The organism is Aquiflexum sp. (genome assembly GCF_977115555.1).
On sequence record NZ_CDSBKL010000059.1, the window covers coordinates 1 to 15,889 of the forward strand.

The 15,889-nt window shown below is 40.8% G+C and carries 16 protein-coding genes; 10 read left to right on the top strand and 6 right to left on the bottom strand.

Going from position 1 to position 15,889, the window contains the following annotated elements:
- The first annotated feature begins 59 nt into the window (after nt 1-59).
- The 9 genes from ACZFYI_RS05785 to argH all read left to right on the top strand — a co-directional run bounded on the left by ACZFYI_RS05785 (nt 60) and on the right by argH (nt 8,807).
- Nucleotides 60-191, top strand: coding sequence for a hypothetical protein (locus ACZFYI_RS05785; RefSeq protein ID WP_462523171.1), 132 nt, complete (start codon nt 60-62; stop codon nt 189-191).
- 107 nt (nt 192-298) lie between these two features.
- Nucleotides 299-979: a GNAT family N-acetyltransferase gene (locus ACZFYI_RS05790; protein WP_462523172.1), complete on the top strand. Its 681-nt coding sequence runs from the start codon at nt 299-301 to the stop codon at nt 977-979.
- A gap of 40 nt (nt 980-1,019) precedes the next feature.
- Nucleotides 1,020-2,216: an argininosuccinate synthase gene (locus tag ACZFYI_RS05795; protein ID WP_462523173.1), complete on the top strand. Its 1,197-nt coding sequence runs from the start codon at nt 1,020-1,022 to the stop codon at nt 2,214-2,216.
- The gene (gene argC, locus ACZFYI_RS05800) at nt 2,203-3,171 is read left to right on the top strand and encodes an N-acetyl-gamma-glutamyl-phosphate reductase (RefSeq protein ID WP_462523174.1); all 969 of its coding nucleotides are present in this window, start codon (nt 2,203-2,205) and stop codon (nt 3,169-3,171) included. The genes ACZFYI_RS05795 and argC overlap by 14 nt, the downstream gene beginning before the upstream one ends.
- Nucleotides 3,172-3,181: 10 nt before the next feature.
- On the top strand, nt 3,182-4,312 hold the full coding sequence (locus ACZFYI_RS05805; protein WP_462523175.1) for an aspartate aminotransferase family protein: 1,131 nt from the start codon (nt 3,182-3,184) through the stop codon (nt 4,310-4,312).
- 53 nt (nt 4,313-4,365) lie between these two features.
- A complete protein-coding gene (locus ACZFYI_RS05810) occupies nt 4,366-5,316 on the top strand; it encodes a Rossmann-fold NAD(P)-binding domain-containing protein (RefSeq protein ID WP_462523176.1) in 951 nt (316 codons plus the stop codon).
- A 57-nt stretch (nt 5,317-5,373) separates the two neighbouring features.
- A complete protein-coding gene (gene argB, locus ACZFYI_RS05815; RefSeq protein ID WP_462523177.1) occupies nt 5,374-6,174 on the top strand; it encodes an acetylglutamate kinase in 801 nt (266 codons plus the stop codon).
- A 30-nt stretch (nt 6,175-6,204) separates the two neighbouring features.
- Nucleotides 6,205-7,287 (top strand): M20 family metallo-hydrolase, encoded by a 1,083-nt coding sequence (locus ACZFYI_RS05820; protein ID WP_462523178.1) that lies wholly within the window; start codon nt 6,205-6,207, stop codon nt 7,285-7,287.
- Between the two features lie 182 nt (nt 7,288-7,469).
- Nucleotides 7,470-8,807: an argininosuccinate lyase gene (gene argH, locus ACZFYI_RS05825; RefSeq protein ID WP_462523179.1), complete on the top strand. Its 1,338-nt coding sequence runs from the start codon at nt 7,470-7,472 to the stop codon at nt 8,805-8,807.
- 191 nt (nt 8,808-8,998) lie between these two features.
- Here the strand turns inward: argH and ACZFYI_RS05830 are convergent, their stop codons facing one another.
- The 5 genes from ACZFYI_RS05830 to ACZFYI_RS05850 all read right to left on the bottom strand — a co-directional run bounded on the left by ACZFYI_RS05830 (nt 8,999) and on the right by ACZFYI_RS05850 (nt 13,908).
- Nucleotides 8,999-9,523, bottom strand: a complete 525-nt coding sequence (locus tag ACZFYI_RS05830; RefSeq protein ID WP_462523180.1) for a hypothetical protein — start codon at nt 9,521-9,523, stop codon at nt 8,999-9,001.
- 12 nt (nt 9,524-9,535) lie between these two features.
- Nucleotides 9,536-10,831, bottom strand: coding sequence for a hypothetical protein (locus tag ACZFYI_RS05835; protein ID WP_462523181.1), 1,296 nt, complete (start codon nt 10,829-10,831; stop codon nt 9,536-9,538).
- Between the two features lie 12 nt (nt 10,832-10,843).
- Nucleotides 10,844-11,419: a YceI family protein gene (locus tag ACZFYI_RS05840; protein ID WP_462523182.1), complete on the bottom strand. Its 576-nt coding sequence runs from the start codon at nt 11,417-11,419 to the stop codon at nt 10,844-10,846.
- Nucleotides 11,420-11,617: 198 nt separating this feature from the next.
- Nucleotides 11,618-13,288 (bottom strand): DUF6909 family protein, encoded by a 1,671-nt coding sequence (locus ACZFYI_RS05845; protein ID WP_462523183.1) that lies wholly within the window; start codon nt 13,286-13,288, stop codon nt 11,618-11,620.
- Between the two features lie 101 nt (nt 13,289-13,389).
- On the bottom strand, nt 13,390-13,908 hold the full coding sequence (locus ACZFYI_RS05850; RefSeq protein ID WP_462523184.1) for a DinB family protein: 519 nt from the start codon (nt 13,906-13,908) through the stop codon (nt 13,390-13,392).
- A gap of 68 nt (nt 13,909-13,976) precedes the next feature.
- On the opposite strand from ACZFYI_RS05850, the gene ACZFYI_RS05855 reads away from it, so the two are divergent.
- Entirely contained in the window at nt 13,977-15,326 is a 1,350-nt protein-coding gene (locus ACZFYI_RS05855) for a M28 family metallopeptidase (protein ID WP_462523185.1), read from the top strand.
- 188 nt (nt 15,327-15,514) lie between these two features.
- Here the strand turns inward: ACZFYI_RS05855 and ACZFYI_RS05860 are convergent.
- Nucleotides 15,515-15,889: BamA/TamA family outer membrane protein (locus ACZFYI_RS05860; protein ID WP_462523186.1), on the bottom strand; the 375-nt coding region annotated here is incomplete at its 5' end.

Genomic DNA, 15,889 nt, shown 5'->3' on the forward strand with positions numbered 1-15,889 from the left:
AAATTATTACTTGCATCTTGTTTCAAACCTTTTCACATTTGCACACGTTTTCAAAAAGCATGTCAAACCTAAATTTCATAGCATTTAACCTTTCAGAGACAAAGACTTTCTTCTTGTCAGGTGTTGCTATGCCATTTTTTACTCCATTGAGGAGGTTTAGGAACAGCTTCAGGGTGACATCCCTGACCTAATTTTTGGTGTCCTACGTGGACGACCTACAATAGCACGCTCAATCTGTCATTACATTCAAAAGCTCGAAAGAGATTTATAACCATTCATTTATTCCCAATTGGACAAAATGGAAAACATTCCTTCATTTATTATAAGACCTGCCACAGAAAAGGACATTGTCTTTGCTGAGACCATTACCACCGAAATGGAAGAATCGGCCAAGGCACGGGGGACAGGCATTGCAAAGCGTTCTCCTGAATACATCAAAACCAAAATGCAGGAAGGCAAAGCGGTCATTGCATTGACCAAGGAAGGTACTTGGGCAGGTTTTTGCTATATTGAAGCTTGGGGACATGGTAAATTTGTCGCCAACTCGGGCTTGATCGTTGCTCCCCAATTCAGAAAATATGGCTTGGCCACATTGATCAAAAATGAAATATTCAAACTCAGCCGTGCCAAGTTTCCGGATTCTAAAATCTTTGGCCTGACCACTGGCGCTGCTGTCATGAAGATCAATTCTAGCTTAGGCTACATACCAGTTTCTTACTCCGACCTCACCGACGACGAGGAATTTTGGAAAGGTTGCAACAGCTGTGTCAATGTGGAAATCCTCAAAAGCAAAAACAGACAAAACTGCCTTTGCACAGCCATGCTCTATGACCCATCCAAAAAAGCAAAGGTAGAAGAAGTGGCTTTAAGGACGGATTTCAAGAAAAATATAAAATTGTTTGAAAGGTGGACAAGATTGAAAAAATACGTCATGCTCAATATCAAAAAAACCAAAGACAAAACCTTAAGTATATTTTAAACCTAAAGTCGGATTTGTCGGCTTAAAAAAGATATTCATAATGAAAAAAATAGTATTAGCGTATAGTGGAGGATTGGACACCACTTTTTGTGCCCTTCACTTATCCAAGGACCTAGGATATGAAGTACATGCTGTATTGATCAATACAGGTGGATTTTCAGATTCAGAACTCCTGGAAATTGAAACCCGTGCAAATGGACTTGGGGTAGCTTCCTTCACAGCTTTGGATGTAACCAAAACCTATTACCAAGAGGTTTTGAAATTTCTTGTTTTTGGAAATGTCCTTAAAAACGCCACTTATCCCCTATCAGTCAGTGCAGAAAGAATCCTTCAGGCCAAGACCCTTGCTGAATATGCAAAAAAAATCGGAGCAAAATCAGTTGCACATGGCAGCACAGGAGCGGGAAATGACCAAGTGCGTTTTGATATGATCTTCCAAACCATTGTCCCTGACATTGAAATCATCACCCCCATCCGCGACCTCAAACTCAGCAGAGAGCAAGAAATAGACTACCTCAAAAAGCATGGAGTTACTATGAATTTTGAGAAAGCAAAATACTCGATCAACAAAGGAATCTGGGGAACTTCTGTCGGCGGCAAAGAAACCCTGAGTTCCAACCAAACTTTGCCCGAAGAAGCCTGGCCGACACAAGTCAACAAAACAGGAGCTGAAGAACTGACTATAGGTTTTGAAAAAGGAGAAATCAATGCAGTCAATGGTATCAGGTTTCAAAATCCTGTGGAAGCCATCTTGAAGGTTCAAGAACTTGCAGCACCGTATGGCATCGGAAGGGACATACATGTGGGCGATACCATCATCGGCATCAAGGGAAGAGTCGGCTTTGAAGCTGCAGCTCCTTTGATCATCATCAAAGGCCATCAGTTATTGGAAAAGCATACATTGACCAAATGGCAAACATTCTGGAAAAATCAACTTTCAGAATTCTATGGGAATCATTTACATGAAGGCCATTACCTTGATCCTGTCATGAGAAATATGGAGGCGTTTTTGGAAAGTACCCAAGAATTTGTGTCAGGTACAGTGAAAGTCATTCTTTTCCCTTATCGATTCCAACTAGTAGGGATTGAATCGTCCCATGACCTGATGGCTTCCAAGTTTGGCAGCTATGGAGAAATGAACAAAGGATATACCGGAGAGGATGTCAAAGGATTTACAAGAATCCTTGGAAACCAAACCGCTATCTTTCACCAAGTGAATCACCATGAAGAAAATTAAAACAGCCATCATCGGGGCAGCAGGATATACCGGAGGGGAATTGCTTCGTCTCTTGGTTCACCATCCTGCCTGCGACTTGGTGTATGTACACAGCAACAGCCAAACAGGCAAGAAAGTAATCGAAGTCCATCCAGACCTAATCGGAGATACGGAGCTGGTTTTTACAGACAAAGCGGAAATAGAAGGTATTGAAGCTGTTTTCTTGGGCCTTCCTCATGGGGAAACCAAAGGATTTTTAGAAAGTCATTCGTTTTCTTCAGATACAGTCATCATTGACCTGAGTACAGATTTCAGGGATGAGACTAATGGATTTGTCTATGGCTTACCTGAAGTCAATAATGGAAAAATCAAAACTGCCAAAAAAATAGCCAATCCCGGTTGCTTTGCGACAGGGATCCAATTGGCTTTAGCACCTGCGGTTGCGAAAGGTTGGATTAAAAATACTGTGCAGATATCGGGGATTACAGGAAGTACCGGTGCCGGTAAGAAATTAGCAGATACAAGTCATTTCAGCTACCGAACAGGCAATATGTCTGTGTATAAATTATTTACCCACCAGCACCTGAAAGAAATCAAACAAACTTTTGGTCAGTTGAATACCGAATTCAATCAGGAATTGCTTTTTGTCCCTTACCGCGGAAATTTCACACGGGGGATTTGGATCACCGCTTATTTCCCTTTCGATGGAAAATTGGAAGAAGCCGAAAAAGTATATCAGAATTTCTACTATGATGCACCGTTTACACATGTATCTGATCAGGATATCGACATGAAGCAGGCAGTCAACACCAACAAATGCATCATCCATCTCAAAAAAGAAAAGGGCCAATTGGTCATCTATTCTGCCATCGACAACCTTCTTAAAGGTGCATCCGGCCAAGCAGTCCAAAATTTCAACATAGCATTTGGATTGGAAGAAACTACCGGGCTGCATTTAAAAAGTATCGCTTTCTAACCTATCGACCATGAACCTATTTGACGTATATCCTTTGATCAATGTCACCCCCGTAAAAGCGCTTGGGGCAAAACTTTGGGATGAAAAAGGAGATGAATATACAGACTTGTATGGCGGCCATGCGGTCATTTCCATCGGGCACAGCCATCCTCATTTCAACCAGAGATTAAAGGAGCAATTGGACCAAATTACTTTCTATTCCAACTCTGTTCATATTCCTATCCAACAACAGTTAGCCAAGAAATTAGGGGAAATGTCAGGATATCCTGACTTCAATTTATTCCTTTGCAACTCTGGAGCTGAAGCCAACGAAAATGCACTGAAATTAGCCTCTTTCGCAACAGGAAAATCAGGATTCATTTCTTTTTCGGGCGCCTTCCACGGCAGGACCTCCGGTGCCGTTGTTTTGACAGACAATCCAAAAATAGTAGCTCCTTTCAACCAAAGGGCTGATGTATTTATCCTTCCTTGGGAAAATATTGAAGCGGTAGAAAACCAGTTGAAAGCCGGAAACATTGCAGGAATCATCATAGAAGGCATTCAGGGTGTCGGCGGCATCCATGTTCCTTCCCCTAAATTTTTATTGGAGGTTTCAAGATTGGCAAAAACTTATGGTGCAAAACTGATCCTTGACGAAGTGCAATCCGGTTATGGCCGAACAGGAAAATTCTTTGCCCACCAATGGGTTGAGGGCTTGGTTCCTGACCTGATTACAATGGCCAAAGGAATGGGAAATGGGTTTCCTATCGGAGGAGTACTTATCCATCCTGATTTCAAAGCATCATATGGACTTTTGGGCACTACCTTTGGTGGAAACCATTTGGCTTGTGCTGCTGGATTGGCTGTACTCGAGGTGATTGAATCCGAAAATCTTATGCCGCACGCTGAGAAAATGGGAGAATACCTGATCTCTGATCTGAATAAAATCCAGGGTGTCACTGAAGTCAGAGGAAAGGGATTGATGATCGGCATGGACCTCGATAGAGATGCAGCTCCCGTTCGTTCTGAATTGGTAAGCAAATACAAAATATTCACAGGCAGTTCAGCAGGAAAACAGACCATTCGTTTGCTCCCACCTTTAAATATTGGAATGAATGAGCTATCTTCGTTTATTGAAAGTCTAAAGAAAATTTTGAATTAATTTCAAATAAAAGTCCCTTTTCATTCATTGATTTTGGGCTGAAACTGAACAAAATGATGCACTTCACCAAATTTGACGATAAAGCCACCGCAGAAAAATTGATCCAAAAGGCACTTCATTATAAAAGTGATCCTTGGATCGATCAGGCAAAAGGTCAAAGAAAAAGAATAGGATGCATTTTTTTGAATCCCTCGCTCCGAACTAGGGCAAGTACGCAGATCGCGGCACAGCAACTTGGGATGGAAGCCATAGTCATGAACATGGACAAAGAAGGATGGGCATTGGAAATGCGGGAAGGCGTCACCATGAACAAGGGCACAGTGGAACATATCAGGGATGCAGCAGGTGTATTGGGTTCATACTTTGACATCCTTGCGATCAGGGCATTTCCTACCTTGACCAACAAGCAAGAAGATTTGGAAGATTTTGTTTTCAACCAATTCATCAAATATTCCGGCAAGCCGGTTATCAGCCTTGAATCCGCCATCAGGCATCCACTTCAAAGCCTGGCGGATATGATTACTATCCAAGAAAACCGAGATTCTAACAAAAAGCAAAAAGTGGTCTTGACCTGGGCTCCACATATCAAAGCCATTCCCCATGCAGTCGCAAATTCATTCTCAGAATGGGCAATTGGATGTGGACATGAGCTGACTATTACCCATCCCTTTGGCTATGAATTGGACGAAAAGTTTACCCAAGGAGCAAATATCGTCTTGGATCAAAAAGAGGCTTTAGAAGGTGCAGATTTTGTTTATGTCAAAAACTGGTCAGCATTTAATGATTATGGAAAAATCCTGAATACCGACAGTTCTTGGATGTTGACTGAAAAGCATTTGAAACATGCTAAAAATGCCAAAGTCATGCATTGTCTTCCAGTGAGGAGAAACCTGGAATTATCTGATGAAATATTAGACGGACGTAGAAGCCTTGTCATGCAGCAGGCCAACAATAGAATTTTCGCAGCACAGTCTGTAATCAGCCATATTTTGGATCAGAAGTAATTTTGGCTTCCTATATAGGGGAGCAACACATAAAGATCAAACCTATTAAATTAAATCATGAATATCAGCATCATCAAAATCGGAGGAAATGTCATTGACTTTCCGGCAAAGTTGGAAGAGTTTCTCTTCCTTTTTTCCAAATTTCCGGGAAAGAAAATCCTTGTTCATGGAGGAGGAATTATGGCCACCAAATTTGGTGAAAGCCTTGGCGTCATGCCCGAAATGGTAGACGGAAGACGGATTACTGACAAAGAGACGCTTGATGTAGTGACCATGGTCTATGCAGGTCTGATCAACAAACAAGTTGTGGCAAAACTCCAAGGGCTCAAACAAAACGCCATTGGCATGACAGGTGCTGACGGAAACCTCATAAGATCGGAAAAAAGACCTGTGAAAACCATCGATTATGGATTTGTGGGAGACATTAAAGATGTAAATGTAGACCTGATCCAAATGCTCCTGGACAAGGATATCATTCCGGTGGTTTGCGCCATTACCCATGACAAGAAAGGCCAATTACTCAACACAAACGCCGACAGCATCGCTTCAGAGCTTGCCACCAACCTCTCCAAAAACCATAAAGTCAATCTCTATTATTGCTTCAATAAATCGGGTGTACTGATAGATGAACACAATGACAACTCTATCATCCCCATGATCAATGAGGAAATCTACGCGGAGCTCAAAAAAGAAAACGTCATCCACTCCGGTATGATCCCAAAATTGGACAATGCTTTTGCGGCTTTGAACAAAGGCGTCAACTTTGTATGGATCGGAAAAGCAGAAAATCTCCTTTTGGCTGCAAAAGGAAAACTTTCGGGTACCACCATCGAAAAACACCGCTACGACTTATACTGACTTATGGTCTTTTAAATTTTAAATTGAAAGATGAGTAACTCCAATCCCCAGATCAATTCCCTTCTTGAAGATGCTGTCTCCTTGTTGGTTTTCTTGATAGAGACACCTTCTTTGAGCAGGGAAGAGGAAAAAACAGGAGATATCATAGCAGGATTTTTTGAAAAAAGAAACATCAAAACCCATAGGAAAGGAAATAACATCTGGGGATTAAATAAATATTTTGACCCTAACAAACCTACTGTTCTCCTAAATTCACACCACGACACAGTCAAGCCGAATGCAGGTTATACCAAAGACCCATTTAAAGCTGTCAAGGATGAAGGTAAACTTTACGGTTTGGGAAGTAATGATGCTGGCGGCTGCCTGGTAAGTTTGATTGGGGCTTTTTGTCATTTCTACGAAAAAAACATTCCCTATAACCTGATTTTGGCGGCTACTGCTGAGGAAGAAATATCAGGAAAAAACGGTATCGAAAGCATATTAAATGAACTACCGGATTTGGAACTTGCCATCATCGGTGAACCTACATTGATGCAGATGGCAGTAGCAGAAAAAGGATTGCTTGTCATCGATGCTACCGTAAAAGGAAAAGCAGGACATGCTGCAAGAGAAGAAGGTGAAAATGCGATATACAAAGCTCTGGATGATTTGAATAAATTACGGGAATACCAATTCAAAAGAGAATCTCCTTATCTCGGAAAAACCAAGGCTTCAGCTACGATCATTCAAGCAGGTTCCCAGCATAATGTTGTCCCAGATACCTGTACCTATACCCTTGACGTCAGAGTCACTGACAGCTATACTTTGGAAGAGGCATTTGCTGAATTGAGAGATATCCTTAAAGCTGAATTGACTCCCCGATCGCTCCGGTTAAATTCCTCAAAAGTACCGGAAGAACATAAAATATTGAAAGTAGGGAAAATCTTGGGTTTGGAAACTTATGGCAGTCCTACTCTTTCGGACCAAGCTTTGATTCCATTCCCCTCAGTCAAAATCGGACCTGGGGACTCAGCGCGATCACATACCGCAGACGAATTCATTTATTTAAAAGAAATCCAAGAAGGCATCCAAGGGTACATTGCTTTACTTGAAAAATACTTCTTACAAACCTGACCAAGTTTAATGAAAATGTATTTGCCATTTCGTCCTTAAAAGCCAATTAAAATAAGCTTTGAATATCCAAATTAGCAGCTGTGGGCCATCGACTATGGTCTGTGGACAAATTCTTCCGGAAAAACCTAATTTAATTAACCAATAACCATTTTACTGATTAACCATTAACTCAATTACCAACCATGAAACTCTGGCAAAAAAATACAGGCTCAAAAATTGAAGTTGAAAAATTCACCATCGGCAGAGATCCTGAATTTGATGCATTATTGGCGCCATTTGATGTATTGGGTTCCATGGCGCATGCCATCATGTTGGAAAAAATCGGTCTCTTGAAACCTGAGGACCTGGATCTGCTCAAAACCGGTTTGAAAGAAATATACCTGGAAATAGAAAAAGGTCTATTCAAAATCGAAGAAGGGGTAGAAGATGTCCACTCGCAAGTGGAATTTTTATTGACGCACCGTTTTGGGGAAGTTGGAAAAAAACTGCATAGCGGACGCTCCCGCAATGATCAGGTCCTAGTGGATCTGAAGTTGTATTACAGGGCAGCCATCAGGGAAATCGTTGAAGCCACCGAGGAACTCTTTGCCTTATTGATCCAACTTTCGGAAAAACATAAAAATGACCTGATGCCGGGATATACCCATACCCAATTGGCAATGCCGTCCTCTTTCGGTTTGTGGTTTGGTTCTTTTGCCGAAGGACTCACCGAAGATTTGGATCTACTGCAGGTAGCCTATCGCCTTTCCAATAAAAACCCGCTCGGTTCAGCGGCCGGTTATGGTTCTTCATTTCCTTTGGACAGAACTTTGACGACTGAGTTGTTGGGTTTTGAGGATCTTCACCACAATGTCATCAACGCCCAAAACAGCCGTGGAAAAACTGAAAAGACGATAGCATTTGCGATAGCAGGACTATCGGGAACATTGAACAGATTGGCGGCAGATGTCTGCATATTCATGAACCAACACTTTGGATTCATAACCTTCCCGGATAATCTGACTACTGGAAGCAGCATCATGCCTCATAAAAAGAACCCGGATGTTTTCGAATTGATCCGGGCAAAAACAAATCAGCTTCAAGGCATTCCAAACACCATCTCCCTGATGCTGACCAATACCACAACTGGATACCATAGAGACTTACAGTTGCTTAAAGAAGCAATTTTCCCGGGTGTCGGTACCTTAATGGATTGTATAAGAATGAGTACATTTATGCTCAAAGAAATCAAAGTAAAGGAGAACATCCTTTCTGACCCTTTTTACAAGCATGCCTTTAGTGTGGAAGTAGTCAACGATTTGGTTTTGAAAGGCATGCCTTTCCGAGATGCGTATAAGAAAGTAGGAATGGATATTGAAAATGGGGATTTTCATCCTGTTCAAAACAAAGTTGCCCATACCCATGAAGGAAGTATCGGCAATCTTTGCACGCATGAAATCGAAGCAAAAATGGATAAAGCTGTCAGAAAATTTGATTTTGAGAAAGTGGATTTGGCGCTAAAAAGCCTGCTTTCCATTTGATCACCAAAAGTGGATATTGCATCAAAAAAATCCGTTTGAGCATTATTTGAAATCCAAAAAGCGCTGAACCCAACCTTCAAAATCATAAACAAAGACAGGCCTTTTTGTAGCTTAAGCTTTATAAATATCTTGAAAAGCAAGTTTTGGGATTATAAGATATGGCTGAAAAAGTAAGCGGCCTAACCTCGCTTCTAAAATCCAAGGGTAAAATCCAAGGTCAATCTTTCTTCCACTTTGATCAATCCTCCCATTTTTTTTGGCGCTTCCAACTCGAGGTCATCAAAACTCAGAATCAAATTGGCATGGAGACCTTCAGGCACTCTTTTCAACTCCAAAGATGGGAATTCAAGTTTTTTGCCCACCAAAGTAACTGAAAGATCACAGGTATAATATCCGTAATTAGACTTGATATTATGCACTTTAACTTTTGCCGTCGGATGTTTATCTGCTTTGACCGTATTTCTAAAGTCTTTGTTGATTAAAAAATTTCCGCAAGAAAAATCTCGGACGGGGATGTCAAAAACCATTTCCTTTGCCGGCCCTTCAAAGTCAATAAAAAGCGTATCCTTCAATCCTGTTTTTGAGTAATCGCAATTGAATCCGCCGATCGAGGTCTGACCACTTACTGTGATCATCTTTTTGGTAACAATTACCTCTCTCTCTTTTACTTCGGGATTCAAAAGAATCAAAATCAGAACTAGAAGGATACGCATCATACTTTTTTAAAATTAGAATCCAATTACGCCTTCAATCATGAGGCCATTGAATTTACCACCATTTCTGATATCTGTAGAAGCAAAGTTACTGTAATTTTGCTGTACATATTCCAATTTGGCTAGGACATTTTTGGTGACAAACCAGCCACCTCCAATTTGAATCCTGTCAAGGCTGACATCCAATCCTGAACCTGCCAAAGGACCATTTACTTCGTTATATCTTCCGGCTACATAGTATTTTTCATTTCTTCCAAATCTATAAACCAAGTCCAAACCAAGTTGATTCCATGTTCTATCTACAGTTTCATTTGCAGCCCTTCCTTTAGATTGCTCAATGTTACCGAAGAACTCCAAACCTTTGAATTTGACAAATGGGTTGAATACCATGGCTGTGATGTTATTTGTTTGACCTGGGTTGATACGTCCTGAGGTGAAATTGGCAGAAGTGGAAGCCAAGGTGTTTTCCATTACTAAGTAATATCTGGAGCCTGCACGGTCACCACCCCAAAGTGTATTTCTTGCAGAACCTGAGGTAGTATAGATCGATCCTGTCAACCTTAATCTCAGATCATCAGAAAGTTGCTTGTCATACCCTACCTTACCGATAAAGGATGGTTTTCTATCGTCAGGTCTAGTCACACCACCTTGGATTTCCCCACCTGTCACACCTGCTAAGGCAAGGAAACCATTAGACTGGAAGAATAACTCTCCACCGACTTCTGTGGTAAAGGCATCCATGATATAGTTGCCAATGAATGGGTTGTACATGGCATTACCGTTATCAGTTCTTCTGAATTGGGCATCACCATAGTTGATCTGCATGTGACCCACTCTCAATGTCAGGTACTTGTCAAACCAGTCTGTATTTCCTATGTTTAAGAAAGACAGTTTGTCAACTTGTAAATAACCACCTTTAACCCAAGTTTCTGAGTGGTGTCTTGAAGACAAGTAAAGAATCAGGTTTAATCTCAAACCATCAGCTAACGCTACGTCAACATTGAGGTTAGCAGTAGCAAGGTTAGTACCCGCTCCTATGTCTATCAATTGGTTAAGGTTTACATTGTTAGCATTCAATACAGGATCTGCAGTGTTTGAATGGCTTAGGTTTTGCCATTGTTGTGTAAAATGGCCACCGATTCTGACTTTCATTCCTTCATAGTCTACAGTATCGGCTTTTCCGGTTTCGAAAACATTGATACCTCTTTGGTCATAAGGTCTCCAGAATTGTAAGTCTCTTTGTAGTCCTTGGGCAAATGTGGATAAGGATAACCCCACAAAAGCAATCGCAGCAATAAAATACTTTTTCATGATTTAAAGGTTTTAATTGATTGGTTGAAATGTTGTTTTAAATGATATTTTGACTTCGTCTTTTGTTTTTACAGTTCCTAAAAGGGCAGTAGGAGGATCAATCGAGAAATTAGTCAGTTTGGTATTAAAGCTTCCCTCAAAAGTGAATTTGTTTCCACTTTGTGTAACTTTGACAGGGAAAGATGCTGGTTTTGTAACACCGGCAATTGTAAAATCACCTTTTGCCTGAAAACTACTTCCGGTACCTGTGATTTCCTTTAAAGTAAACCGGATCTCCTTGTTCTTACTTGTGTCAAGTGCTTTGTAAGCATTGTTGTCAAGTCCTTTGGTCCCACTTTTAAGGCTTTCCGCCTGTGCTGAAACAATAGCGCTTTGAATACTTTTAAGCTGGTTGCCTTCCACTACCATGATTGCTTCTCCTTTGGCGGTATTGGTTGTCATCGTCCAATCGTGCAAGGTGGATCCTCCGTCTATTTTCAATTCAGGTGATGGTGAGAGTGTGTATTTTGTTTGAGCCTTAAGAACCGGCAGTGTTGATATCAGGATAAATAATATTATCGGAAATACTTTTTTAATTCTGTTTTTCATAATCAGTTGTGTTTGTTTGTGGATACTAAATTGAGGATATACATCGCATAAAAACATGATAAAAATCATATTAAACCATGATTTAGAGCACGTGGGTATTTTAAAGATAAATTCAAAATAAAAAAACAGAATTCATTCAAATATTAAAACGAAAATTCTGTTTTTTATAGAAATACACAATAAAATAAAATTAATATTTTATAAAAATAATTTTTCCAAAATTTTATATGTAATCAGATAAGTTGGCCGGACACCATCCATGCCCAATGCGCCCGATGCCAAGGTACTTCCTGTTTCCAATGGATTGTCAGAAGCATAATAAGCATAAAGAACTTTGACGTTTTTGCCTATGTTTTGTCTGATCTTGCTTTCTGATTGGATGGCTTTTTGATAATGGGCACCTTCCATTTCCAGGCCAATTGCCTGCCAGCTTGATTCCATTAGGTAACTTAAGACATCTTTATTTTGGAGCGATGTCCCCAAAACCGTAAACATGGTTCCTTCATATACTCCCAATCCAAAACCTTCAAAATCCTGCTTCTTGAGTTCATTCTTAATAGGATAATTGTCTGCAGTTCCTTCAAAAACATGGCTTGTGGGAATCATGATGTCCCCTTTTTTTCCTGTAAGGATTCCTGCTTTACCCATAATGGAGGCTGAGAGGACATTAAGCGGGTACGATTTCCCGTTGATATGGTCGTAAGGTTTGAGCAATTCGTCAAAGCACTCATATGCCTGCTCACCAAAAGCATAATCCATTACCAAAATCACAGGCTTCTTTTTGTCTTCACTTGCTATCTTGACTCCAGGAATGAGGGTGTTTTTTGACATTTTGGCGGTGTCGATGACCTGAACATTGATATTGGTGCCGGATGTATCATGGACTTCAATTAGTCCATTTTTCAAAGCAAAGTTCCAGATTTCTTTTCCTTTGTTGTTTTTGGCACCTGTACTGATGTCCATCGCTATATTTTCGATTTCCTCAAAGGAATTTAAGCCCAATGCCTGATGACTATAAATGGTATTGGTTACACTGTGGAGATTGGCCGAGATGATGTGGATTGGCCTCGCAATCAATCCTTCTTCATACAAGACAGACTTAATGTTATTGGCCCAAAGTTCACCGTAAACGTGGTGTCCGACCCGCTGTCTCAAAGTGGAAGAAAAAGAAATTTCCCTGTCTCTCCCATTGAAGATTTCATCCATGGCGAGTTTTCCCAAATGATAGACTATGGAAAAAAGGCTGCTTGTATGGGGGGATGTTTCAAATTTTTGTACAGCCGCATGGGTTTCATCGAAAGTCCTTCCCATTACATGACTGAGGTAAGAGCAAGCCACCTCTCTGTCAAATTCTTCCCCATTGACTTCTTTTTCAACGGTTTTTTCCAGCATCTCCCAGTTAAGGTCTATTCTTCCTTTGTGGTCTGTGCTGTTGGATTTGATTTTTTCTGATTCAATATAAAGAAAAGTAATGTGGGTCAAGATGTCATAAATATCAGATCGGCCACGGGTCATTTCCACATACATCTGATCCTGATCTACCCTGTAGCAATTCCTTTTTCGTTTGGCAGGAATGATCGCAGAAAAAGTTGAATTCTCATAACCTTCCCTACTGATCAACCTGATATATCGGCATTGTTCGATTCCTCTCGGAAGTCGCTCCATGACGTACAATAACCCATCCAGTTCAATCTTTTCATCATCACCCAAAAGCCCGTAAATCTCGGGGCTCAACACCAAAAGTGAATCAACAAGCGACTCACCGGAAACTCCCATCGGCTTGTAAGAACCCCTCATAAACAGGTGTCTCATAGTGATATAGAGTTTTTCGATGGCTGCCCGTGATTCTTGTGCGCGTGTTCTTTGCATAGTTTTTAATTTTTTTTTATTGGATAAATTCTACAAACTTAATCATTTTTACCCAATTCATCAGGTTAAATTTTTATTACCCTTCCTCTCGAGGCAGTAACTCAGGCATACTTCTGTCTCAAAACATTCAGGTGATGTTGGGCATGACCTGCAATAATATGAAAGAGCGCACGGACCGAAACCTGAAAACCATTGGCATTTCCGGTATTGGAATAGGAAGATTCAGGCAGGTAGTTCAAAAGTGACACCAATGCCTTTCTTGATAACTCGAAATCATCCAACAACACCGAAAGCGGGATTTGGTTAAAATCAGCAATGACCACATATTGATCTTGGTCAAAACCGGGAAGAGAAGCTTTTTCTCCTCTTGCAAAACACAAAGCCCTGAATGTCATGATTCGGTCCGTATCTATAATATGGCCCAAAACCTCTTTGGCAGTCCATTTTCCGGGCTCATAAGCCAAAAGGCTTTTTTCCTCGCCCATTTCCAGATAAAATCTCTTGATTTCGCTTACCTGATCCAAAAGCAAAACGGGAATATCTTTCCCTTTTACCCAGTTGACATATCCTGTATAATAGGATTGATATTCACCTTCCTGAGGCACTAATAATTCGTTCATGTAATTCTGTTTTAAATTTGATGTATCTACAGGTAAATTTAACCCATTCACCTTGAGCATTACCAATTATGAAAAGAATTCTCCTCCTAGCTGCTTATTTTATTTTCAATTTCGCTACCGCGCAAACACAAATCGTTCACCGCAACTCCGAAATCGAAAACATGGTCAAAGAAATATCAGCTACCAACCTTGAAAAATATGTCAGGGATCTTTCCGGATTCAGGACCCGTCACACTTTGAGTTCAAGCAACTCTGACGAAGGGATTTCAGCTTCCCAACAATATATTTTAGACCATTTCAAATCATTTGAAGCAGGATCCAACGGGCGCTTGACGGCTACAATTGACAGGTTTACCATTCCGGCCGATGGCAGAAGGATCAAAGAAGACAGCCAACTTGCCAATGTCATGGCAACCCTGAAAGGAACTGACCCGAATGATGACCGGGTTTTTATCATTTCTGCCCATGTAGACAGCCGTGCTTTGGATGTAATGAATACAGAAATCGATGCGCCGGGTGCCAACGATGACGGTTCGGGAGTAGCAGCTGTGATCGAATTGACTAGGATTATGTCCAAAGCTTCATTCCCTTCTACCATCATTTTTGTGATCGTATCAGGCGAAGAGCAAGGTCTCAAAGGCGCTGCCTACCTTGCAGAAAAAGCAAAAAAGGAAAACTGGAATCTTGTTGCCATGCTCAACAATGACATGATCGGCAACAGCAATTCTTCTGAAACAAATATCAATGACAATACAAGAGTGAGAATCTTTTCCGAGGGTGTTCCTGCTGCCGAGACCGAACAAATGGCTGCCATCAGAAGGTATACCAACGGTGAAAATGACAGTAAGTCCCGTCAACTTGCTCGTTATATGAAAGAAGTCGGAGAAAGGTATGTCGATCAGCTAGAAGTGAAATTGGTATATAGAAACGACCGATTCCTGAGAGGCGGAGACCACACACCGTTTGCAAGAGAAGGATTTACAGCCATCAGGGTTTGCGAAATGAACGAAAATTATTACCATCAACATGAAAATGTCAGGGTAGAAAACGGCATCCAATATGGTGATTTGCCGGAATTCGTGGATTTTGAATACATGAGAAAAGTAACCGGTATCAATTTGGCATCTCTATATTCAATGGCTTCAGCACCCTCCGAACCTCAAACAGTCGGCATCGATGTCAGAAAACTCAGCAACACCTCCACCCTAAGATGGGAAGCGCCTGCAAAAGGAAAAGCTAAAGGATACTATGTCCTGATGCGTGAAACAGATTCATCCACTTGGGAAAAGAAATTTTATACCGAAGAAAACACCCTCACCATTCCTTACTCAAAAGACAACTTTTTCTTTGCAGTGCAGGCAGTCGGTGAAGATGGACATGAAAGCATGGCAGTATTCCCGCAGCCGATAACGAGGTAAAAATTATATTAATAGAAAATAATTGAAATAGGATATTTAAATTGAAATAAGGTAGAAATAGATAGAAATAAAGTTGAAATAAATCCCAAGAAACAAACGCTGAAAATAATGGGATAGGTGAAATGGTGAGAAAAATTATATCGCCAAAGGCATATATCAATCTATATCGCGAAGCATATATCCATATTTTAGAACGGATACCCTATTGCAAAATTGAGTACCATGTTTTCACGGCGCCAATCTCTATCAAATAGGTAAAAAGTATCCAACCACCTATCGTCTTCGGGAAGCCAAGGTTTACGCAATGGAATTGCCAAATCAAACCGTAATACAAAAAAACTAATATCGACTCTAAGACCAAGACCAGCACCTACCCCAAGTTCCTCAATCCATTTTCTTGAGAATTTACCTCCGGGAAGTGCTTCGTTTTCATTGAACAACCAAATGTTACCTGCATCTGCAAAAAGCGCTCCCTTGAGGTATTTATTGAAAGGAAAACGAAGTTCCAAATTTCCTTCCAGTCTGATATCACCTGCCTGGTCAAAAAACCCGCTTGTACTACC